18 protein-coding genes are annotated in these 23,022 nt (G+C 55.5%); 17 read left to right on the top strand and 1 reads right to left on the bottom strand.

The features are described from left to right. The first annotated feature begins 9 nt into the window (after positions 1-9). The 17 genes from tli1a (AC6I8T_RS18035) to AC6I8T_RS17955 are packed head-to-tail and all read left to right on the top strand — an operon-like array spanning position 10 to position 21,404. The gene (gene tli1a, locus AC6I8T_RS18035; protein WP_497834313.1) at positions 10-489 is read left to right on the top strand and encodes a Tli1a family immunity protein; all 480 of its coding nucleotides are present in this window, start codon (positions 10-12) and stop codon (positions 487-489) included. 35 nt (positions 490-524) lie between these two features. Beyond that, entirely contained in the window at positions 525-1,004 is a 480-nt protein-coding gene (gene tli1a, locus AC6I8T_RS18030) for a Tli1a family immunity protein (RefSeq protein WP_497834312.1), read from the top strand. A gap of 35 nt (positions 1,005-1,039) precedes the next feature. After that, positions 1,040-1,519 (top strand): Tli1a family immunity protein, encoded by a 480-nt coding sequence (tli1a, locus tag AC6I8T_RS18025; protein WP_437180280.1) that lies wholly within the window; start codon positions 1,040-1,042, stop codon positions 1,517-1,519. After that, positions 1,507-3,870: a T6SS phospholipase effector Tle1-like catalytic domain-containing protein gene (locus tag AC6I8T_RS18020; protein ID WP_497834209.1), complete on the top strand. Its 2,364-nt coding sequence runs from the start codon at positions 1,507-1,509 to the stop codon at positions 3,868-3,870. Before tli1a (AC6I8T_RS18025) ends, AC6I8T_RS18020 begins: the two co-directional genes overlap by 13 nt. A 24-nt stretch (positions 3,871-3,894) precedes the next feature. After that, positions 3,895-4,995 carry a KPHS_23130 family T6SS system protein gene (locus tag AC6I8T_RS18015; RefSeq protein WP_208724219.1) on the top strand — a complete coding sequence of 367 codons (1,101 nt, stop codon included), beginning with the start codon at positions 3,895-3,897 and terminating at the stop codon, positions 4,993-4,995. Continuing rightward, entirely contained in the window at positions 4,988-8,344 is a 3,357-nt protein-coding gene (locus tag AC6I8T_RS18010; protein WP_497834208.1) for an ImcF-related family protein, read from the top strand. Before AC6I8T_RS18015 ends, AC6I8T_RS18010 begins: the two co-directional genes overlap by 8 nt. A 17-nt stretch (positions 8,345-8,361) precedes the next feature. Next, positions 8,362-9,948 carry a type VI secretion system protein TssA gene (tssA, locus tag AC6I8T_RS18005; RefSeq protein WP_497834207.1) on the top strand — a complete coding sequence of 529 codons (1,587 nt, stop codon included), beginning with the start codon at positions 8,362-8,364 and terminating at the stop codon, positions 9,946-9,948. Between the two features lie 31 nt (positions 9,949-9,979). After that, complete coding sequence (tssF, locus tag AC6I8T_RS18000; protein WP_497834206.1) at positions 9,980-11,734, top strand: type VI secretion system baseplate subunit TssF; 1,755 nt, start codon at positions 9,980-9,982, stop codon at positions 11,732-11,734. Next, a complete protein-coding gene (gene tssG / locus AC6I8T_RS17995; RefSeq protein WP_497834205.1) occupies positions 11,698-12,768 on the top strand; it encodes a type VI secretion system baseplate subunit TssG in 1,071 nt (356 codons plus the stop codon). Before tssF ends, tssG begins: the two co-directional genes overlap by 37 nt. Then, entirely contained in the window at positions 12,746-13,282 is a 537-nt protein-coding gene (gene tssJ / locus AC6I8T_RS17990; protein ID WP_497834204.1) for a type VI secretion system lipoprotein TssJ, read from the top strand. The genes tssG and tssJ overlap by 23 nt, the downstream gene beginning before the upstream one ends. Next, positions 13,279-13,719, top strand: a complete 441-nt coding sequence (gene tssE, locus AC6I8T_RS17985) for a type VI secretion system baseplate subunit TssE (RefSeq protein WP_208724213.1) — start codon at positions 13,279-13,281, stop codon at positions 13,717-13,719. The genes tssJ and tssE overlap by 4 nt, the downstream gene beginning before the upstream one ends. Before the next feature lie 44 nt (positions 13,720-13,763). After that, a complete protein-coding gene (locus AC6I8T_RS17980) occupies positions 13,764-16,157 on the top strand; it encodes a type VI secretion system Vgr family protein (RefSeq protein WP_497834311.1) in 2,394 nt (797 codons plus the stop codon). A 20-nt stretch (positions 16,158-16,177) separates the two neighbouring features. Next, positions 16,178-16,945 (top strand): toxin Tle1 chaperone Tla1, encoded by a 768-nt coding sequence (gene tla1, locus AC6I8T_RS17975; RefSeq protein WP_208724212.1) that lies wholly within the window; start codon positions 16,178-16,180, stop codon positions 16,943-16,945. A gap of 12 nt (positions 16,946-16,957) precedes the next feature. Then, complete coding sequence (gene tli1a, locus AC6I8T_RS17970; protein ID WP_497834203.1) at positions 16,958-17,476, top strand: Tli1a family immunity protein; 519 nt, start codon at positions 16,958-16,960, stop codon at positions 17,474-17,476. 35 nt (positions 17,477-17,511) lie between these two features. Continuing rightward, complete coding sequence (gene tli1a / locus AC6I8T_RS17965) at positions 17,512-17,991, top strand: Tli1a family immunity protein (protein ID WP_497834310.1); 480 nt, start codon at positions 17,512-17,514, stop codon at positions 17,989-17,991. Next, a complete protein-coding gene (locus AC6I8T_RS17960) occupies positions 17,979-20,342 on the top strand; it encodes a T6SS phospholipase effector Tle1-like catalytic domain-containing protein (RefSeq protein ID WP_497834202.1) in 2,364 nt (787 codons plus the stop codon). Before tli1a (AC6I8T_RS17965) ends, AC6I8T_RS17960 begins: the two co-directional genes overlap by 13 nt. Before the next feature lie 18 nt (positions 20,343-20,360). Then, positions 20,361-21,404 (top strand): VasL domain-containing protein, encoded by a 1,044-nt coding sequence (locus AC6I8T_RS17955; RefSeq protein WP_497834201.1) that lies wholly within the window; start codon positions 20,361-20,363, stop codon positions 21,402-21,404. 505 nt (positions 21,405-21,909) lie between these two features. Here the strand turns inward: AC6I8T_RS17955 and AC6I8T_RS17950 are convergent. Further along, positions 21,910-23,013: a DUF8606 domain-containing protein gene (locus AC6I8T_RS17950; protein WP_497834200.1), complete on the bottom strand. Its 1,104-nt coding sequence runs from the start codon at positions 23,011-23,013 to the stop codon at positions 21,910-21,912. Between the last annotated feature and the right edge of the window lie 9 nt (positions 23,014-23,022).

Below are 23,022 nucleotides of genomic sequence, written 5' to 3'. Positions count from 1 at the left end.
TTAGCCGGCATGGCGTTTTTGTCGATCTGTATGCCGTCAAAGGCCGGGGCCGGGGTGATTAAAGCGATTAATCACACCCACTGGGCAATTAATCGCTTTAGCATCAATGGTCAGTCCGGCATCGATATTATCGGCCCGTATCAGGGCGGCGGGGGTGGCTGTTGTTTTAGCGTGCCGGAGAAATGGCAGCCGGGAATGACGGTGAGGGTGGACTGGGAGACCGGGGTCGGTGATATGGAGGGTTTTCCGGGATTCGGAGACGATGCGAAATATCTGGCCTGGGAGAAGAAAATGAAGGCCCTGAGCCACCAGTATACCAGGACGGTGCCGCTGCCGGATTATAACGGTCAGGATACCTGCGGTATCACCATCCATTTTCTGCCCTGCGACGAGATTAAGGTGACCACCAGTTGCTGGTCGCCGCGTAATGCGAACTACCCGATCAAAGAACCCTTAAGGATGGAGGAGCCGAAAGTATGTCCGAAATAATCCGTCGTATTTCTTGTGCCGCTTTTTTAGCCGGCATGGTGTTTTTGTCGATCTGTATGCCGTCAAAGGCCGGGGCCGGGGTGATTAAAGCGATTAATCACACCCACTGGGCAATTAATCGCTTCAGCATCAATGGTCAGTCCGGCATCGATATTATCGGCCCGTATCAGGGCGGCGGGGGTGGCTGTTGTTTTAGCGTGCCGGAGAAATGGCAGCCGGGAATGACGGTGAGGGTGGACTGGGAGACCGGGGTGGGTGATATGAAAGGGTTTCCGGGATTTGCTGACTGGGAAAAATATCTGTCCTGGAAAAAAGAAATGAAGGCCCTGAGCCGCCAGCATACCAGGACGGTGCCGCTGCCGGATTATAACGGTCAGGATACCTGCGGTATCACCATCCATTTTCTGCCCTGCGACGAGATTAAGGTGACCACCAGTTGCTGGTCGCCGCGTAATGCGAACTACCCGATCAAAGAACCCTTAAGGATGGAGGAGCCGAAAGTATGTCCGAAATAATCCGTCGTATTTCGTGTGCCGCTTTTTTAGCCGGCATGGCGTTTTTGTCGATCTGTATGCCGTTAAAGGCCGGGGCCGGGGTGATTAAAGCGATTAATCACACCCACTGGGCAATTAATCGCTTCAGCATCAATGGTCAGTCCGGCATCGATATTATCGGCCCGTATCAGGGCGGCGGGGGAGGCTGTTGTTTTAGCGTTCCGGAGAAATGGCAGCCGGGAATGACGGTGAGGGTGGACTGGGAGAGCGGGGTTGGATCTTCTGATGATTTTCCCGGATTTGCTGACTGGGAAAAATATCAGGCCTGGACGAAAAAGAACCACGCGCAAAAACGCCAGCTCAGTAAGACAGTGTCGCTGCCGGATTATAACGGCCAGGATACCTGCGGCATCACGGTCCATTTCCTGCCCTGCGACGAGATTAAGGTGACCACCAGTTGCTGGTCGCCGCGAAATGCGAACTACCCGATTAAAGAACCCTTAAGGATGGAGGAGCCGAAGGTATGTCCGAAATAACCGACAAAGCACAGGTCTGGTATCCCCCGGCATTTCCGGCGCAGGGCCGTTTACCGGCGGCTGCCACGCTGGTGGGCGAAAACTGCAAAAAGCAGAACAGCCGGGAGCGGGCGTATCGTCAGGAACTCTGTCTGGCTGCCGGACGACGGGTGGAGCCTCCCTGCTGCAAAACGCTGCATATCAGCCTGTTTTTCGACGGCACCGGTAATAACCTGAATAACGACCTGTATCTGTCTGACCCGCCACATCCGACCAATATCGCCCGGCTTTTTCGTGCCGCCATCGGCAGCGGTTATGCGGGCGGTGTCGGTGCACAACAGGCGCAGTTATTCGATATCGGGGCGGAGAACTATTTCAAGTTCTATATTCCCGGCGTGGGCACGCCGTTCCCGGAAATTGATGACCTGGATTACAGCACATGGGGGCTGGCATTCGCCAGTAACGGGGAGGACCGGATTAACTGGGCGCTGTTGCGTATTATTGATGTGCTGAAGTTTACCCTGACAGAGCTGTGGATGACCAATGGCGAAAGCCGCGCAGCGCTGGAAAATATGAAAACCAGCTGGGCCCACTTCGGTTTTGGCGGCAGTCATAACCGCTATGAGGAATTTACCCGACAGCTGCGGGCGCTGAAAGCCCGGCTGAAAAACGCACTGGAGCAGCCGGAGCCGGGCAAACCGAAGTTGCTGGGTATCAAACTGTATATTTACGGCTTTTCCCGGGGAGCCGCCGCAGCGCGTGCCTTTGTCAGCTGGCTCAGTGAACTGCTGCCCCCTCCCGCAGCGGGTGAAGACAGACCCGAGCAGTGTCTGGCGGTGGAGGGGATGAAAATTCCCCTCAGCGTGGAGTTTCTCGGTCTGCTGGACACGGTGGCTTCGGTGGGAGTGGCACATATGGTCCCTCTGGCTGACGGGCATATGTCGTGGGCGGATGGCACGCTGGCGCTGCCGGATGAGACCACCTACGGCGGCCTGATTAAACGCTGTGTGCATCTGGTGTCTTCCCATGAGCAGCGCCTGTGTTTTCCGCTGGATTCCATCCGGCGCGGCAACGGGAAATACCCGGCGAACAGCGTCGAGGTGATTTATCCGGGCATGCATTCTGATGTGGGAGGCGGGTATCCACGGGGGGACCAGGGTAAAGCTAACGGTAGCGATGACAGCCTTTTACTTTCACAGATCGCGTTAAATGATTTATATACAGAAGCATTTAAAGCGGGCTCACCGTTAAAAGTTCCTAAACTCAGTTTGCCATCTTCGTTGGCCAAAGATGCATGGCGGTCTATGGCCGATGATTTGATAGAGCAATTTGCGGTAGCCCCGGATTTAATCCACCGCTTCAACGCCTGGCGCGAACGCACCCTTAACCTCCCCACCCCCGACACCCCTGATGATCTTCAGGCCGCCGATTACCAGCCCACTCAGGCCCCGGTCTGCCTGGAAGTGGCCGCCGATGCACAGATGGCCTGGATAACCGGCTGGCGCATCAACCGTTATGCGCTGAAAACGCTGTTGCAGACTCCTTTCTATCAGCGCGCCACAGACACGCAGGCCAGTCCGGAGGTCCGCAGGCAGGCCAGAATCCAGCGGGATAAGGACCAGGCTGCCGTGGAGGCCAGAAGACGTAAATCGGTAAAGCTGAAAGATTATCTCCCGGAGCCGGGTATTAAAGATTTCGACCCGGATATGGCGCAGACGCAGTTAAGGGAGGCGGCACAGGAATTTGCAGAGGATTATCACAAAGTCTTTCGCAGCCTGAACAGCGCAATGGAGGTGTTGGTGGATAAGACGCAGCAGGTGGTCTTTCTGCTGAACAGCGATGATGAGGAGACGGAGTACTTCAGAATGAAAGCGGCAGGGGAGCAAAAACACCGGGAACTGCTTGAATCTGCTGACGGGTTGCTTATGGCGTTGTTTGATGACCAGGTGCATGACTCGCGCGCCTGGTTTCTCCACGCCAGTCTGGGCAGTCGTGAACCCTGGGGCAGCTACTTCCGCTACCGGATGATTTACTTTGGCGACAAGTGCAGCAAGTCGCTGGCAGCGCTGGTGGTTGACGGGAAGGTACCGGGGATGGTCACCCAGGATGAGCCAGTCCTCCTCCGCTTCAGGGTCAAATCCGACAGGGACATTCCCCCGGCTCTGGCCGTGTACGACGTGGAGGTAGTGGACCGTCAGAGCGGAGCGCCCGTGCCGCTGCTGGCGGAGTCTGGCAGTCTGCGTCAGTTCACCCGGGAACCCGGCGTGGTGGTGGCACAACAGAGAGCGATCAACAGTGAACGGCATCTGGCCCAGGTGAAAACTGCCATCCAGAACCGCTGGTCAGAGAAAGATCAGTTAGCCAATGCGTAAAGCATTCCGGTCAGGGATAACAACATGAGAATGCCCACCGACTACCCCCCTTACCGACTGCCACAAGTGCCAAACAAACAACGTTGGCTGGCAGCAGGCATGTTATTCACCCTATGTCTCTCCAGCTCGCTGGCGCTGTTCAGCCACGGTGAGGATCGGGTCATGCCAGTTGTGCTGGCTGCAATGGCCATCCTGACATTTATCTGGCTCTGGGTGCTCCGCCAGCTGTGGTTCCGTTGTGCCAGCCATAATGCCGCTTTTTATCAGCAACAGGTTGATGTTGAACATCGCCGGTGGTGGCAACAGCATCAACAAACGATGGCTATTCAGGATATCGTGCTGTTGGGTCCGGCCGGATGCGAACCCGGGCACTGGCAACAATTGCTGCAACGTGAGCAAAGCTCTCCGAAGACGGATCATATAGCGAAAATTTTCTGCCATGACCGTGGTGACAGGGAGGTGCGTCTGGCCCGGCAGTTGGTGTCACAGTGGTGCAACCAGCGGAGTACAGGGCTGTCAGTATCGCCCTGCTGTTGTTACTGGCAAGGGAGTCATAACGCCTGGCAGGCTTTTGTGCAGGAGGCCGCCATTTTACTGCCTGAACTAATACTTCCCATGCGGCCTCAACCCTGGCAGGGAGAAGCCTCGCTCTCGTCAGCTATCCGACAAATGAGTGATGGAGATGCAGCGACAACCTTGCTGATTGGCGGATGTCACTCGCAGCCACTGGGCCATGATGCACAGCAAGCCGGTGACGCGGCGGTGCTCTGGTTGGTTGCAAAACAAGGGGCAGTACACATCACCCGGGGGGAGATCTCCCGGCAGGATGAAGATGTCGGGCTGCCAGATATGTATCTGCGCGTGTTACAGCAAAGCGCACTGACTTCCCCTCCTGACACCTGCATTCTTTTCTCTTTACCAGACAACGTCTTACCTTCTAACGGGGACTGGAGTCTGACCCATCATCTACAGGACAATAACTGGGGCGAGATGGGCGCACTGGCGTCACTGGTAGTGATGTCTTTGGCCGCCATCGGCAGTACACAACAGGATGCCCCCTGCGGCTGGATCGCTCGCGATCCCTCGGGCGGGATAAGCACAGGAATCGTGAAACCCTATGAGTAAGCAAGAAAAACTAACCTTTTTCTCAGTAAAGGCAACCGTCATCTTTATCCTTGTGGGGGCCGCTCTGCCCGGGATTGTGGGAGGGGTGCTGTGGTGGTATTTCCCGCTGGAGCGTACTACTGAGTGGCAAGCGCTTTTCAAGCTTGCGTTAAGCTGTTTGTTGCTGTGGATAGGGCTGTTGTGCCTGTGTGCGCTGGTTGTTGCTATTAGCGGGGGCGGTATTCGTGCTGCAATCAGATCGATGTCCAAAACCGAAGAAAGTAAGTCGGAGGATAAACAGCAGCCAGCGTTAGCCGCGTTACGTCACCATCTGCACACGCGTTATACCGTCTTCTGGCGCAGTAAAGTCCGTCTGTTGTTGGTCACCGGAGAAGATGACGCCATCGACATCCTGATTCCAGGGCTGAGGAAACAGCAATGGCTGGAAGGCCGACGTACCGTACTGATTTATGGCGGCGATCTGCACAGCGAAGTGGGTCGCGAAAAACTGGCTGCTTTACGTATACTGCGCCCTGGCCGCCCGCTGGATGGCATCGTGCAGGTGTTGGGGCAGGATGAAATCCTGACCGCACGCCAAAGTGATACTTTCCTGCGTGCGCTGGAAAATATCAGCGCCATTTTGCGTTGGCGGCCCCCGATCTGGCTATGGCAACCGGTGCGCAGCGACAGGGCGCAAGAGGGAGTCGAACCCTGTTCCGCAGGCGTGACTTTTATCGCTGGCGCGACACCGGAAGATATTCAGCAACAACTGGAGCATCTCCAGACTTTGCTGTGCGAACGGGGAATGGCACAGGTCGTACGCAACCTCAACCATGACTGGCTGTTGCGTCTCTTACAGCAACTTAAACAAGGTGGCAGTCATCAATGGCAGCAGCACCTCACGCCCTGGTTTATGCCACAAACACCTGTGTCGTTACGTGGCCTGATGTTCAGCCTGCCGGACACCACCTCCACCGACGTTCGTCCTCATTCGCTACCGCATCCATCTCTGTGGCAGAAGATTGCCAGCGATGAGATGAAAGGCAGACGCATCGGCTTGCCCTGGCAGCAAACGCTGGTCTGGTCGCTGCTGGGGCTGATGTCGCTTTGGGGAGCCGGCATGCTGGTGTCGTTTGTGGCTAACCGCACGCAGGTGATAAATGCTGCTCAAGAGGTCAGAAAGCTGGTGGACAATCCGGCTATCAATGACGCGCAACTGATCGCTCTGCATCGCCTGCGCAATGATCTTGGCCGCCAACAACACTGGCTGGCGCAGGGACCTCCCTGGTATCAGCGCTTTCTGCTCAGTCATACGCGTGAACTGTACGCGGCATTGCTGCCCTGGTATGGCGTGACGAGCGACCGTCTGATTCACGCACCTGCCCGCGTAGCTCTTGAGGCGAGGCTGACCCGTCTGGCTGAACTGCCGCCCGATAGCCCGCTGCGCGCGTCTCTGGCGTCCTCCGGTTATAACCAATTGAAGGCCTGGTTGATGATGTCCCGCCCGGAGCGTGCCAGCGCGGATTTCTATGCGCAGACCCTGAAAGATGTGGAACCGCAACGTGAAGGGATCTCCACCAGCCTGTGGCAGAGTCTGGCGCCGGATTTATGGGGATTCTATGCCACCTCGTTGCCCTCGCACCCCCAATGGGCGATTCAGCCTGACCCGGCGCTGCTCACCCAGGTGCGACAGGTGTTACTCCAGCAAATTGGCCGCCGTAATGCGGAGAGCACGTTATATAACAATGTATTGCAGGCGATACGTCGTAACTATGCCGATGTCGATCTGGAGGATATGACGCCAGGTACCGATCCACATCGCCTGTTTACCAGTGATAAGACGGTCCCTGGTATGTTCACGCGTCAGGCATGGGAGGGGGGCGTGAAGCAGGCAATTGAGAAAGCTGCGCGGGAGCGTCGTGAGGAGATTGATTGGGTGCTGAGTGACAGCCGAAGCGCGCTGGCGCAGGATGTCTCCCCTGAGGCATTACAGGAGCGGTTGACGCAACGCTACTTCACCGATTTTGCCGCCAGTTGGTTGAATTTTCTCAACGGATTGCGCCTCAACCCGACGCACAATATCGCCGATGTAACCGATCAGCTCACCTTGATGAGTGATGTGCGCCAGTCGCCACTGATAGCGTTGATCAACACCCTCGCCTGGCAAGGGCAGACCGGACAACAGCGCGATGCGATTGCCACCAGCCTGCTTAACTCTGCGAAAACGCTGATTGGCCGCAAGGCGCAGCCGGTCATCAATCAGCAACCGGTTGAACCCACCGGTCCACTGGATGCCACTTTTGGCCCACTGCTGACGTTGGTAGGACGAGGCAACGGATCGCAACTGGTGGCCGCCGACAATTCACTCAGCCTGCAAACGTACCTGACGCGTATCACTCGGGTACGACTCAGATTACAGCAGGTGGCTGCCGCATCTGATCCCCAGGAGATGTTACAGGCATTGGCCCAGACGGTTTTTCAGGGGAAAAGCATCGACCTGACCGACACCCAGCAGTACGGCAGCCTGATGGCGGCCAGTCTGGGGGAAGAGTGGAGTGGTTTTGGTCAGACGCTGTTTGTCCAGCCATTGGCTCAGGCCTGGGGGACCATTCTGCAACCTTCAGCAATCAGTTTGAACGCGCAGTGGCGTCGTGCAGTGGTGGAAAACTGGCGTAACGCATTTGATGGCCGCTACCCGTTTGCCGTCAGCAACAGCGACGCCTCACTGCCGATGCTGGCTGAGTTCATCCGGAAGGATGCCGGTCGCCTCGATAGTTTCCTGAACCATCGCCTCGCTGGGGTGTTGCAGAAAGAGGGCAGCCACTGGGTGCCAGACCGTGCCCACAGTCAGGGACTGACGTTCAACCCTGCTTTCCTGAAAGCGATCAATCAGTTGCGCGAACTGGCGGATATTCTGTTCACTGACGGCACCCAGGGCATTAGCTTCGAATTACAGGGGCGCCCGGTACCTGAGGTGGTGGAGACACATCTGACGGTGGATGGGCAAAAGCTTCGCTACTTCAACCAGATGGCGGAATGGCGTGCGTTCCGTTGGCCAGGGGAAAGCTTAAAGCCTGGCACGCTGCTGAGTTGGTCAACGGTGGGTAGCGGGGGGCGTGTCTACGGTGATTATGCGGGTACCTGGGGCTTTATTCGCTGGCTGGAGCAGGGGAAACGTCAGCAATTGGATCGCAGCCAGTGGAAGCTCAGTTTCGCCATCGCTGACAAGCGGAACCTGCAATGGATACTGCGCACCCAAATGAGCGATGGCCCGCTGGCGCTCCTGCGTTTACGAGGCTTCACCTTACCGGATGAGATTTTCAGCGTGGATGCAGAGTCTGCTGCGCAGGCGCTGACACAATATGAATAACCAGGGGACGACGCAGCATGACAGGGATTGCCGTGTTAATCAGCGCCTGCGGCGCAGAAGAATCAGCCTTACGCGCAGAAGCGAAGCAACATATCAGTGACTGGGCGCGCTGGATGGAGCCGATCGCCGATCGGTCACCCACCGGCGAGGACCCTGCGTATGACGATCATTTCCAGCAAATGCGTGAAGAGGTCAACAAGCTCTCCGGCGTTGATACGGCGTTAATCATTGCATTGGCAGAACCTTTACTGCTCTCGGTGAGTAAAGATATCCGGGTGATCACGTTTTATTTGTGGGCGCGCCTGCACCAGCAGGGAGAGCAAGGGCTGGCTGAAGGTCTGGAGTTACTGGCTGCCTCATTGCAGCAATATGGTGAACTGTTGCACCCACAGCGGCCCCGTAGCCGCCAGGGCGCATTAAGCTGGCTCGGCAGTGGCAGAATGCTGGACAGCCTCGCGCTGTGGCCGGAAGTGGATAGGGTGCGCATTCGTCGCGTTTGTGCGGGGTTGCTTCGGATACATGACCTCTTGAGCGCAGAGGAACGTCCGGTTCTCGCGCCGCTGGTTCAGGCTCTGGAGGTGCGGCTGGCGCGCAGCGGCGGGGCTGACGTATTGGTACCGCAAAACTGCCGCGAGTCGTCAGACGTTGATGCTCACCAGCACATCACTGCGTCGATCGTGGCCCCGGTCTGCTCGGGGCGTGATCTTCTCGACCAGGCCAGGTCACTGGCGCGCTATCTGCGTGACCAGCCAGAGGGCTGGCTGGCTGCACATCATCTGATGAAGAGCGTACGCTGGGACACGCTTCACCATCTGCCGCCGCTGGATGCCAGTGGAAGAACTCGTCTGTCTCCCCCCAAACCCGAACATCTGGCGCATTTGAAACGCCTCTGGTTGCAGCAAAGCTGGCAGGAACTGCTGGAGCTGACCGATTCGCTCTTCGCGCAGGGGGTCAACCATTTGTGGCTTGATGTGCAATGGTACGTCTGGGAAGCACTCAACCGGGGTAAGGCCGATTCCCGACTGGCAACCCTGGTTGAACAGGATCTCGGCGCGTTGTTACTGCGGCTACCGGGTTTGGAAGGCCTGACATTCTCCGACGGCATGCCCTTTGCCGATGAAGTGACGTTGAACTGGATTGCCCGGCAGGTGAGCAACGATGCTTCGTATCGTGAACCCGTCGCCGTGGCATGCGGCGGGGAACAGGAGGGCGACATCCTTGCGCTGGAGAGCGATGCGCTGGCGAAAGCGGATGAGGAAGGCGTGGAAGCGGCACTTAACTGGTTACAGCAGCGCCCCGGCGTCAATAGCCCACGAGCGAGGTGGTTGCTGCGCTTGCTGATGGCGAGGGTGTGTGAACAACTGGGTAAGAACGACATGGCGCTGCATCTGCTACGCGAATTGGACAGTCAGGCGGAGAACCTCACGCTGGCGCACTGGTCACCTGAGTTTATGTTCGAAGTTCGGGCCAGACGATTGAAGCTACTCCGAACCCGAGCGGCGCGCAGCGAGAACGACAAAGCCCGGCTGCAATCCGAGATGAATAGCTTACTGGCCGGGCTGATTACCATTGATCCGGCGCGTGCCGCAGTACTTTGCGGCTGATTCCCCTCCTCGACTTTTATGTGAATTCTCCATGGATAATTTAACCCTGCGTTATTACGACGCTGAAATGCGCTACTTGCTGGAAGCGGGTGAAGAGTTTGCCCGTGCTCATCCGGAGCAGGCGGCGATGCTTAACCTGGATAAAGCCGGTGCGCGCGATCCCTATGTAGAACGGCTATTTGAAGGTTTTGCCTTTTTGATGGGACGGCTACGGGAAAAGCTGGATGATGATCTGCCCGAGTTAACGGAAGGGTTGGTCAGCCTGTTGTGGCCACATTACCTGCGCACCATTCCTTCGTTATCGGTGGTGGAGTTTACCCCTGACTGGCAGATGATGAAGGAGCCAATGCGGATTGCGCGCGGTTTTGAAGTGTTATCCCGCCCGATCGGGGAGAAAGGGACGCGCTGTCGCTATACCACCACCCGCGATATTGAGCTGCTGCCGCTGGTACTGGAAAAGGTGGGACTCGCGACCGATGCCCAGGGGCGTTCCATGATCCGTCTGCGCTTCAACAGCGGCGAGCTGGCCGACTGGAGCCGGATGGATGTCAGCCAGATTCCACTTTATCTCAACGCCGATGCACCCCTGGCCTGTGCGTTGCACGAAGCGCTGACCCTGCATGTTGCCAGCATGCGCCTGCGCCTGGCAGGGGAGAACGATAGCCGGATCGTGGAGGGACACTTTAGCGCACAAGGTTTTGATCCTGATGATCGGCTGTGGCCGGGCAGTGACAGCAGCTTCAGTGGTTATCAGTTGCTGCTGGAATATTTCACCTTTCGGGAAAAATTTATGGCGGTGGCGCTGCATGGGTTGGAGCAAGCGCAACTGCCAGCCTCATTACCGTGGTTTGAGCTGGAGGTGATATTGTCCAGGCGCTGGGAGCATGACTTTGTCTTTAGCGAAAAGCATCTGCGGCTGAACACGGTGCCGGTCATCAACCTGTTTACGCTGGAATCTGACCCGCTAACGATTAACGGTTTGCAGACGGAATACCTGCTACGTCCAATGCGTGTACAGGATGGCCATACCGAAATTTATTCGGTGGATGCCGTGACCTCTTCCCTTAACCAACCCTATGTGCCCTTTACCAGCTTTCGTCATAGAGGTGGCATGCTGCGTCATACCGCCCCGGAACATTACTACCACACGCGGGTACGTCAGGGACCATCCGGCCTGCATGAAACCTGGTTGATCCTCGGTGGCGACGCTTTCGATAACCATCGCGTACCGGAGGACGAGAGCTTGTCTGTCAGCGTCACTGGCACCAATGGGCAACTGCCACGTCGGGCGCTACAAAGTACGCTCCTGGATCATGCCGTGAAATCCGCCGCCGCTCAGGTACAGGTGCGCAATCTGTGTGCGCCAACGCTACCCTGCTATCCCCCCAATCGCGATCGTTTCCACTGGCGGGTACTGAGTCACCTTGGCTCCAGTTTCCTGTGGATGATGGATAACGCCGAGGTCCTGCGTGGCACGCTTGCGCTCTATGACTGGACGCACAGTGAGATGAACCGCCGCCGGCTGGAGGCCATTCTGCACGTTTGTCATCAGGAGACGACGCGATACGAGCAAGGTCATCTGCTGCGCGGTGTGCAAATTGAGATCACCCTCGACAGCGTCGGTTTTGCCGGAAGTGGTGATATCTGCCTGTTTGGTGAAATGCTCAGCCGCTTTTTTGCCTTGTATACCGATATCCATCTCTTTAACCGTCTGATTTTAATTCTGCAACCCACCGGAGAACGCCTGGAATGGGAAGAGAAACACCACCGTCGCATTCCCGGCTGATGCCGCGCTTTGAGAACGAATTGCACCGCCTGAATTTTTATCGCTTTTGCCAACTGATTGAACATCTGCATCGCGACAACCCACCGCTCGGCAGTACCAGCCATCCCGGCGATGACCCTGTTCGTCTGTTGCCTCATCCCGGCATGGGCTTTCCTGCCAGTGAACTAAAAGCGCTGGAGTATGGCGAGGGGCCACCGGTGGTGCGCACCACTTTTCTTGGGCTTTATGGTGTGGATGCGCCAATGCCTGGCGTGTATCTCGACGACATCGCACAGCGCAGTGAAGGGCACGAGGGGTTGCAGGGCTTTCTCGATATCTTTAACCACCGTGTGCTGACCCAGTTCTACCGCATCTGGCGTAAATATTCGTACCCCGCCACCTTCGAAGCAGGGGGCAAAGATGAGACATCTCAGTCGCTACTTGGGTTGATTGGCTTGGGCATTCCCGGCACCGGAAAACAGATTGCGACGCCGATTTCACGTTTTCTGGCGCTGCTGGGTGTTATGCGTCAACCCGGCAGAACAGCAGAGGGGATAGCCGCGCTGGTACGGCTGCTTGCTCCGCAGACGTCTGTTCAGGTGCAGCCGCATAGTCTGCGTCCGGTGCCGGTGAGTGAACCGAGGGGCCTCTCCGAACCGGGACTGCTGCTTGATGGCAATCTTCCCTTGGGGGATGAAGTGATGGATGTCAGCAGCCAGCTGCTGATTAATTTGCAGACTGACTGTGCCGATGAGGCACGCTGCTGGTTGCCCGATGGACTGTTATACCAGGACTTTCAGGTGATGCTGCGTGTGTATCTGGGCTGGCGTTACACCGCACGTATCAGACTGACACTCAATACATCGCTTCTGGCGCCACCCCGCCTGGGCGAGGCGTCTTTCTGGTTGGGAATGATCGGCGTGCTTGGCGTGGAGGGGGAAACCTGCCCCGCCGATATTCCAGCCACTTTCACCACCGAACTGGGCAGCTATACCGGCATGGAACCCGCCACACCAACACAAGGAAACCGACGTGTCGTCTACCATTTTACGTAATCTGGTGTTGTGCACCGCTGCATTAAATCTCACCGCCTGCGGGTTACAGCAAAACATTGTTGATAGCACCGCTTCGACTTTTAACGCGATGTTTTACAAACAGATAAAGATTCTGCATCTCGACTTTTCCGCTCGTGAAAGCCTTAACAGCGATATCCGTGAACATCATCCACTTTCTGAGCCGGTGATGGTGCGGGTTTATCAGTTAAAGGCGCGGAAAACGTTTGATAGCACTGTGTATCAGCAATTAATCCATGAGGCTGCCGAGGTGCTGCACCCAGACCTGCTGGAGGAGCGTGATGTGATTGTGACGCCCGGAGGGGATGTTGCTTTGAATATGCCTATGGAATCAGAGACGCGATTTGTCGCCATTGTCGGGCTGTTCCAACACCCCGATATGGCCAGAAACAGTTGGCGGCTGGTGCTGGAGCGTAACGATCTCGACCCGGATACACCAAGAGTGATTGAGTTGGATAGCCGGCATTTGCTGCTGCGAGCGGAGGCGAAATCATGAGTCAGCCCTCGCTCTACGAATTGCTGAAAGGGGGTTTTAACGGTGGTTTGGCGCTGCATCAGGTCAGTGAGCAGAATCAGGTGATTTTGTCCGTACTGGATAACATCCAACGTATTCTGAACACCCGTGCGGGTTCACTGGCGCATATCCCTGATTATGGCTTGCCGGATATGACACTCATTCTACAGGGCATGCCAGCAACAGCCCATCAGTTGCTCTTCACCCTGATGCAGGTACTGCTGAAATACGAGCCGCGCCTGGCAAAGATTGACGTATTCATGCTGGAACAAACGTTACCCGGCGAACTGCGTTATGTCATTGAGGCAGAACTGAAACAGGTTGGGCTGGTGCGATTTGGTACCGCGTTTATGCCGGAGGGACGTGTGCTGATCCGCCATCTGCAACAACAGCAGTTAATTGAAAACAAGGCTCTGTAACCGCAGGGCAGTGAGCAAATCTGCATAAGGACAATCAACGGATGATGACCGAACTACGGATACCAACGAGCGGCGAAAACGCCCCGATCTTCAATCACAGCCCTTATCTGCTGCGCGTCGGGAACAACAGCACCTTGCTGGATGTACTCAGCTTTACCGCCAGCGAGGCGTTGAATATGCCGTTCAGTTGGCAGATAACCTTTACCTGCTGCGACAAGTCACTAAGCCGCGAAGCGATGTTATTACAGCCAGCCTCGCTTACTTTGCAGGCCGCTCCGCCGCAACACAACTACCTGCCGTCTCTCCCTCCACAACGCGTGGTTCAGGGCGTGGTAACCGGCTTCGATGCACTTGGGGTGTCGGTCGACGAGGGGCGTTACGCCCTGACGCTGCAACCGCGGCTGGCACTGCTGTCGCGCCAGCGACAAAACGCAATCTGGCAGGATATGTCGGTACCACAAATTGTGGAATCGGTACTGCGTGATCGTCACAACATGCGCGGCCAGGATTTTCTGTTCAGCCTAAGTCGGGAATATCCGCCGCGTGAGCAGGTGATGCAGTATGACGAAGATGACCTGCGTTTTATCACCCGTCTGCTGGCAGAGGTGGGGATCTGGTTTCGCTTCAGCACCGATACGCGGCTGAATATCGATGTGGTGGAGTTTTACGACAGTTCCCAGGGTTACGTGCGTGGTCTGACGTTGCCCGCATTGTTGCCATCCGGGCAGCATGATGGGGGAATGGAGGCTATATGGGGATTGCAGAGCCACTATCAGGTGGTTGAGAAGTGCGTCATCACCCGTGACTATAACTACCGCGACGCCGGCGCTGATATGGATGCGCAGGCGGAGGTGACGGGCAGCGACCCCACCACCTGTGGCGAGGCGTATCACTGGGGGGATAACTATCTGCGAGTCGGAAAGGTGGAGAGCGCCACGCCGGAGACAGAAAGCGGTGCTTTCTACGCCCGGTTGCAGCACGAGCGTTATCTGAACCGACAGACGCAACTGAGTGCGATTTCCAATTGCGCGGCGCTGCTGCCGGGAACGGTGCTACGGGTGAACGAGGGAAGTGGCGCACCGCAGACCTTCAGCCAGGGCATGGTGATAACTGCGATGAGCAGCAGCGCCGCGCGGGACCGGGCTTTGGTGAGCACGCTGAGCGGCATACCGGCGGAGGCGGTCTACAGTTTCCGTCCGGACAGGATCGCGCGTCCGGTGATGGCAGGAACGCTACCGGCGCGTATCACCAGCACTGACAGCAGCGATAGCTACGGGCATATTGACCGCGATGGACGTTACCGGGTGCATTTGTTGTTTGATCGTGCGGAGTGGGAAAACGGCTTTGAAAGCCTGTGGGTGCGGCAGTCCCGACCTTACGCCGGAGCAACCTACGGCCTGCACCTGCCGCTGCTGGCAGGAACGGAAGTGGCGATCGGTTTTGAACACGGCAATCCAGACCGACCTTATATCGCTGGCGTGTTGCACAATTCATTGCGACCGGATCCGGTCACCATTCGTAACTACAAACGCAATGTGTTGCGCACCCCGGCGAATAACAAGCTGCGGCTGGATGACACCCGGGGACAGGAGCACATCAAGCTGAGTACCGAATACGGTGGCAAAAGTCAGCTGAATCTTGGGCATTTGGTGGACAGTGAACGCCAGCCGCGCGGTGAAGGATTTGAGCTGCGCACCGACAGTTGGGGGGCCATCCGGGCGCAGAAGGGGTTATATCTTAGCGCTGATGCGCAGCCCCTGGCACAGGGTAAGTCGTTAGAAATGGCGCAACCGGTCAGCTTGCTGAAAGGGGCCATCAATCAACTCTCCGAGTGGGGGCGGCTCACTCAAACCCATCATAACTTTTCACCGGATAGTGCGGCGCTGAAAGCTTACCTGGCGAGTGCCAGTCAATTGCATGAGCCGGCAATGTTGCTAAGCGCACCGAAAGGGATTGGTGCAGTGACACCCGCTGGCCTGGTACTTACCAGCGGTGAGGGGCTGTATCTCCAAAGTCTTGGAGAGGTGAATATCGCCACGGCGCAACGGATATCAGCCAATGCTACTCAGGGAATATCACTACTGGCACAGCAGGAGGGAATGCGGCTGGTCTCTGCAAAAGGCCCGCTGGCAGTAGAATCACATGGCGATACGCTTACCATAACATCGTTGAAGGATATAACGGTGCAGTCAACGCAGGGGCATCTGCAACTGCTGGCTAAAAACGGTATCACACTCGGTTGTGGTGGCGCATATATCCACCTCTCTCCCGAGGGACAAATTGAAATCCACGGGCCGGGGCGATTAAGTCTTAAAGGACAGCATAATTTGGATAACCCTGCCAGCCAGCAATTTCCCTTGCCGGAATTACCCGCATCGGTCTGTGAGGAGTGTCTGAAAAAAGCACGGTTGCTGGCGCAGGGATTTGTTCCGCGTTAATAAAATACGGAGGTATATAAATGGAATGGATTTCCTCACTGGAAGATGATTGTCGTCAGGTTGGTGTTGAATATATTTATATGATATTTGACCAGGCCGCTGTCGATTTTTCTATTATTCCAATTCTGAATGGTTTTCCCATTGAATGGCATTCGTTATGGCAGGGACTTCCGGAGGAAAGTTCGGTAAGGCAAGCACCACTGTTAATTCGTTTTGAATTAAATAATCGATCGCAACGTTTGTGGCTGGATGATCTCTGTGGCGAAGTGGCAACAAAATCTGCCGTGCTGATGTTCTGTTCGCTCTGGCCGACACCTACGCTGGCAGGCTGGCTGCAAAAGTGCACGGATGGTCGCCATGAGGGGCGACCGGGTCTGCTGCGTTTCTACGATCCCCGACTATTTCCCCTACTTGCCGGGGGATTGCTGAACGATGAGCAGCGGCAACAGTTGCACCGCCCGGTGCTTTTCTGGAGCTGGCTGGACAGAGATGGTGCGCCGCAACGGCTGGTGGGTGATGGTTCTCCGCCAGTTTGCGGTGAGGACGTGAAATCTATCGACCTCAGCGATCAACAACTGGAATATCTGATGTGCGTGTGCGATGCCAATATTCTGTTGGCACAGCAGCCACTCGCCATCCCCTCTTTTATCTCTGCGGAAACTTTATTTCAGATTTGTTATCGCGGCATGCAGGAAGCCACCGATAAAGGATTAATCATGGATGATGAACGCGATGCTTGGGTGTGCGGGAAAATATCTGAATATATTACCGAGAAATTATCCTGCTGAAAGGAATTCCGCATGAAAAAAATACATTTTGTACGGGTTTTATCTGTGCTGTTGATTACGGAATTTTTTCCTTTGAGGGTAAATGCCGGTGGTGGGGTTATTGAGGCGATTAATCATACCCACTGGGCGATTAATCGCTTCAGCGTTAATGGTCAGTCCGGCATCGATATTATCGGCCCGTATCAGGGGGGAGGTGGCGGCTGTTGTTTTAGCGTGCCGGAAAAATGGCAGCCGGGAATGACGGTAAGGGTGGACTGGGAGACCGGGGTGGGTGATATGGATGGTTTTCCGGGATTCGGAGACGATGCGAAATATCTGGCCTGGGAGAAGAAAATGAAGGCCCTGAGCCGCCAGCATACCAGGACGGTGCCGCTGCCGGATTATAACGGCCAGGATACCTGCGGCATCACCATCCATTTCCTGCCCTGCGACGAGATTAAAGTAACCTCCAGTTGTTTCACCTATGGCAGCCCGTCTTACCCCATCAAAGAGCCTATCAGGATGGAGGAGCCGAAAGTATGTCCGAACTAATCCGTCGTATTTCTTATGCCGTTTTTTTAGCCGGCATGGTGTTTTTGTCGATCTTTATGCCATCAAAGGCCGGGGCCGGGGTGATTAAAGCGATTAATCACACCCACTGGGCGATTAACCGTTTCAGCGTTAATGGTCAGTCCGGCATCGATATTATCGGCCCGTATCAGGGTGGCGGGGGAGGCTGTTGTTTTAGCGTGCCGGAGAAATGGCAGCCGGGGATGACGGTAACGGTGGACTGGGAAACCGGGGTGGGTATTTCGATGGATTTTCCGGGTTATGAGAATCGACAAAGATATTTGGAGTGGAAAAAAAATATTGATTCTCAAAAAAAACAGCACAGTAAGACAGTGCCGCTGCCGGATTATAACGGCCAGGATACCTGCGGTATCACCATCCATTTCCTGCCCTGCGACGAGATTAAAGTGACCACCAGTTGCTGGTCGCCGAGAAATGCGAACTACCCGATTAAAGAACCCTTAAGGATGGAGGAGCCGAAGGTATGTCCGAAATAACCGGCAAAGCACAGGTCTGGTATCCCCCGGCATTTCCGGCGCAGGGCCGTTTACCGGCGGCTGCCGCGCTGGTGGGCGAAAACTGCAAAAAGCAGAACAGCCGGGAGCGGGCGTATCGTCAGGAGCTCTGTCTGGCGGCCGGACGGCGGGTGGAGCCTCCCTGCTGCAAAACGCTGCATATCAGCCTGTTTTTCGACGGCACCGGCAATAACCTGAATAACGACCTGTATCTGTCTGACCCGCCACATCCGACCAATATCGCCCGGCTGTTCAGTGCCACCATCGGCAGTGGTTATGCTGGCGGTGTCGGTGCACAACAGGCGCAGTTATTCGATATCGGGGCGGAGAACTATTTCAAATTCTATATTCCCGGCGTGGGCACGCCGTTCCCGGAAATTGATGACCTGGATTACAGCGCGTGGGGGCAGGCATTCGCCAGTAACGGGGAGAACCGGATTAACTGGGCGCTGTTGCGTATTATTGATGTGCTGAAATTTACCCTGACTGAACTGTGGATGAGTAACGGTGAGAGCCGCGCAGCGCTGGAAAATATGAAGACCAGCTGGACCCATTTCGGTTTTGGCGGCAGTCATAACCGCTATGAGGAATTTACCCGGCAGCTGCGGGCGCTGAAAGCCCGGCTGAAAAACGCACTGGAGCAGCCGGAGCCGGGCAAACCGAAGTTGCTGGGTATCAAACTGTATATTTACGGCTTTTCCCGGGGAGCAGCGGCAGCGCGTGCCTTTGTCAGCTGGCTCAGTGAACTGCTGCCCCCTCCCGCAGCGGGCGAAGACAGACCCGAGCAGTGTCTGGCGGTGGAGGGGATGAAAATTCCCCTCAGCGTGGAGTTTCTCGGTCTGCTGGACACGGTGGCTTCGGTGGGAGTGGCACATATGGCCCCTCTGGCTGACGGGCATATGTCGTGGGCGGATGGCACGCTGGAACTGCCGGATGAGACCACCTACGGCGGCCTGATTAAACGCTGTGTGCATCTGGTATCTTCCCATGAGCAGCGCCTGTGTTTTCCGCTGGATTCCATCCGGCGGAGTAACGGGAAGTATCCGGAGAACAGCGTCGAGGTGATGTATCCGGGCATGCATTCTGATGTGGGGGGCGGGTATCAACGGGGGGATCAGGGAAAAGGGTGCGGGCAGGACGATAGTTTTTTACTTTCTCAGGTTACCTTACATGATTTATATGCAACGGCATTTGAAGCAGGTGCCCCCTTAAAAATGCCGCCAGTATCATTACCTAAAGCCTTAGAGGGCCAACAGTGGCGTTTGATGTCACCTGATATACAAGAGAAATTTGTCATTGATGTACCACTTGTAAATCGCTTCAACGCCTGGCGCGAGCACACCCTTAATCTCCCCACCCCCGACACCCCTGATGATCTTCAGGCCGCCGATTACCAGCCCACTCAGGCCCCGGTATGTATTGAAGTGGCCGCCGATGCACAGATGGCCTGGATAACCGGCTGGCGCATCAACCGTCATGCGCTGAAAACGCTGTTGCAGACGCCTTTCTATCAGCGCGCCACAGACACGCAGGCCGGTCCGGAGGTCCGCAGGCAGGCCAGGATCCAGCGGGATAAGGACCAGGCTGCCGTGGAGGCCAGAAGACGTAAATCGGCCAGGCTGAAAGATTATCTCCCGGAGCCGGGTATTAAAGATTTCGACCCGGATATGGCGCAGACGCAGTTAAGGGAGGCGGCACAGGAATTTGCGGAGGATTATCACAAAGTCTTTCGCAGCCTGAACAGCGCAATGGAGGTGTTGGTGGATAAGACGCAGCAGGTGGCCTTTCTGCTGAACAGCGATGATGAGGAGACGGAGTACCTCAGAATGAAAGCGGCAGGGGAGCAAAAACACCGGGTGCTGCTTGAATCTGCTGACGGGTTGCTTATGGCGTTGTTTGATGACCAGGTGCATGACTCGCGCGCCTGGTTTCTCCACGCCAGTCTGGGCAGTCGTGAACCCTGGGGCAGCTACTTCCGCTACCGGATGATTTACTTTGGCGACAAGTGCAGCAAGTCTCTGGCAGCGCTGGTGGTTGACGGGAAGGTACCGGGGATGGTCACCCAGGATGAGCCAGTTCTCCTCCGCTTCAGGGTCAAATCCGACAGGGACATTCCCCCGGCTCTGGCCGTGTACGATGTGGAGGTAGTGGACCGGCAGAGCGGAGCGCCCGTGCCGCTGCTGGCGGAGTCTGCCAGTCTGCGTCAGTTCACCCGGGAACCCGGTGTGGTGGTGGCACAACAGAGAGCGATCAACAGTGAACGGCATCTGGCCCAGGTGAAAAGCGCCCTTCAGGAAGGATGGCGTGAAAAGGCACAGTCAGCGATCGCATAACCAAAGGATAATCAACGGATGATGAGCGAACTACCTCCCCAACCAATCCAGATTGGTGGAGACCCGCGTACCTTCAGCGAATACGTCACGTTGCGTGATGAGATAGGCAAACTTTCTCATCCTGCCCGTCCTGATGTGGACTGGCGACATGTCGAGAAGCTCTGTCTCGCATTGTTTGAGTTGAATGGCATGGAGTTGCAAAGCGCCTCCTGGTACACCCTGGCGCGCATACACACGGCTGGGGTGCACGGCTTGAATGAAGGTTTGAGCATCCTCGAGGCGCTGATTGCATGCCAGTGGACGGTACTGTGGCCGCAGGCCATGTCGCCGCGCATGGATATCATTAGTACCCTGGTACGTCGGCTCCAGAACTTTCTGCGTTGCTGTATGTTTCAGCATCAGGATGAGTTAACGGGGTTGTACCGCAGCGAAGCATTGCTCCAGTCACTACGTGATACGCTCACAGGCTATGGCATGAGAGATGCAGGTCAGACAGGCGCTCTGTACGAGCAGATAAAGTCTGCAATCGCGCATCTTAAGGAGGGGGCGGTAAATATGCCGCAGCCACTCTCCGAACCGCCGACTCCGAAAGTCTATGTCATTCAGCCTACAGTGGGAGCGTCAGCTTCAATGTTAAAGCCTTTCGTCAGCGGTGCCTGTTGCGCGCTACTGGCTGGGGCGATGGTGTTGGGAGGTGTGGTCTGGTTCAGGTATGAGCAAATGCAACAACAGGCGCACATGGAACAACAACGTAGGGTAAAAGAAGCTATTCCGTTTGAGCGCTTACAGAGTTGGCAGCAAGGAATGGCTGAGTTACAGCAATTGACAGAGCAACTTAACCGTCTGGATAAAACGCGCGGCAAATACCTGACGGTAAGTGAATTGAAATCCAGCATATTTTCAGTAATGCAGGCATTTAATCAGCATCCACCAGTTGAGGAGCAGCTACGGCGTTACGCTGAAGACGAGGGAAATCAAAGCGGTGAACAGGTTCAGATCGAGATACTGTTGAGGCAGTTGGAGTATCGGTATCAGTTGCTGCGGGAGGAGAAGGGAAACTGATGCTGGTGATCGATAGGTTCAATTGATGTTATATAAGCAGATTTTTATAGAATCAGCTCAGTAAGCAGCGTTAGATTTCTGGCATATCCAATGATGGCATTTGCATTGGTATTGGCCGGGAAATAGCCCACCATTGAGGTGGGCTCTGTTGCTTAGTCTTGGTATTTGGCTCTTGCTGTCACTTCCTGCATGTTCATTCCGTGATGAAAACGCTGATGTCCACACATCCAGCATGAGCAGGGGCATGGCGTATGGTAAGCCTTCCCGATATTCGCCCCTTCAGGCCAGCTGTAAGCCGCATTATTATATCGACTGCGTTTAGTTTTGAGCCTTTTCATATGATGGCGACGAAACGCGCGATTTCTTGTTTGCATGGGTAATCCCCGAATAAACCGTCGGGGCAGCCACACCTTCGTGTGACCGCCGGAACGTGTATTCGGAGTAGAGGATTTTACGCATTGTTAAGATCCTTATTAAAATCCATTCGCCTGAATGCGGGAAATTTTTACTCGTTCGTACTCCAGTTTCTGAAGTGATTTTTCAATCTTTCAACAGTATGTCGCCACTTTGGCGTGGTAGGTTTGCAAACGGTATTCTGATTGCCGAAGAATCCAACCTCGTTCCTGGCTTCCTGCTCACTACGGGTTTCAAGCCATTTCACTGGGACGAAATACTCTGACTTATCAGGGTCATCCGCATTTTGGCGGTACAGTTCGCCATGCTTGAGTACGTCCATCGCGAGTTTTTCACCAGCTTCGGTATCCAGTGTAAAACTGCTGGCAGGTTCAACGGCGCTTTGCACGATGCCAACGCCGACATAACCGGTAGCCGGGATTTTCACCCATACGCGATCGCCGGGCTGAAGTTGTTTTAAGGTCTGGCTATACCAACTTCCGCCACCGGCGCTGATAAAGCCATAGCGGCGGGCCTCTTCCCAGCTACGGCTGGCTGGGTCACCAAACGAGACATAGAACTCACCGTTCCACGGCTCCTTGGTTTTGGCACTGGCCCCTGCGGTGGCTTGAGCAGCGTTAGTTTGCGTCTCGCTGGGGTCGATAAGCCAGGCGCGACTTAAAAACTGCTCCTCACCATGCTGAAAGACCTTAAAGAACAGAACGTTAATGGAAATACCATTTTTACTAAGATAGTCCACGATACGCTCAGTGGAGGGGTCTAGCTCTGCTGCCACGATAATGATTTGGTGCGACTGGTTAATTGACTCTTCTTCTAACTCAGCATTGAAACGTTGCTTAAAGGCGTCACCCAGATTGCCACCACCAGAGAATTTTTCATAAATCTGTGACAGGCGGTCGGCGGTTAAATCATCCACCCACGAGGCATAATCCAGCGCCTGAGCCACCACCTCGCGCGGTGTACGGTCGCGTTTAATCTCAATCAATATCAGTGAAGCATCGGGCGCAATCGCCAGTAGGTCAATACGCCCCTTATCGAGCGTATTTTCCTGATGCCCGATAATCATCCACTGGTCTGAAAGAATGGTTGGGTCGTTTAAGATCATTCTTTCCAGCAAACTCTCACTGGCCAGTTTGCTGATAGTCAATGGTTGGGGTTTATCACCCACCCGCCAGATAGCATGGTGAACCGGCATCGTCTGTTC

This window comes from Pantoea sp. X-Soil-OKNW-556 (assembly GCF_059730695.1).
This window is presented reverse-complemented; position numbering and strand designations above follow the sequence as displayed.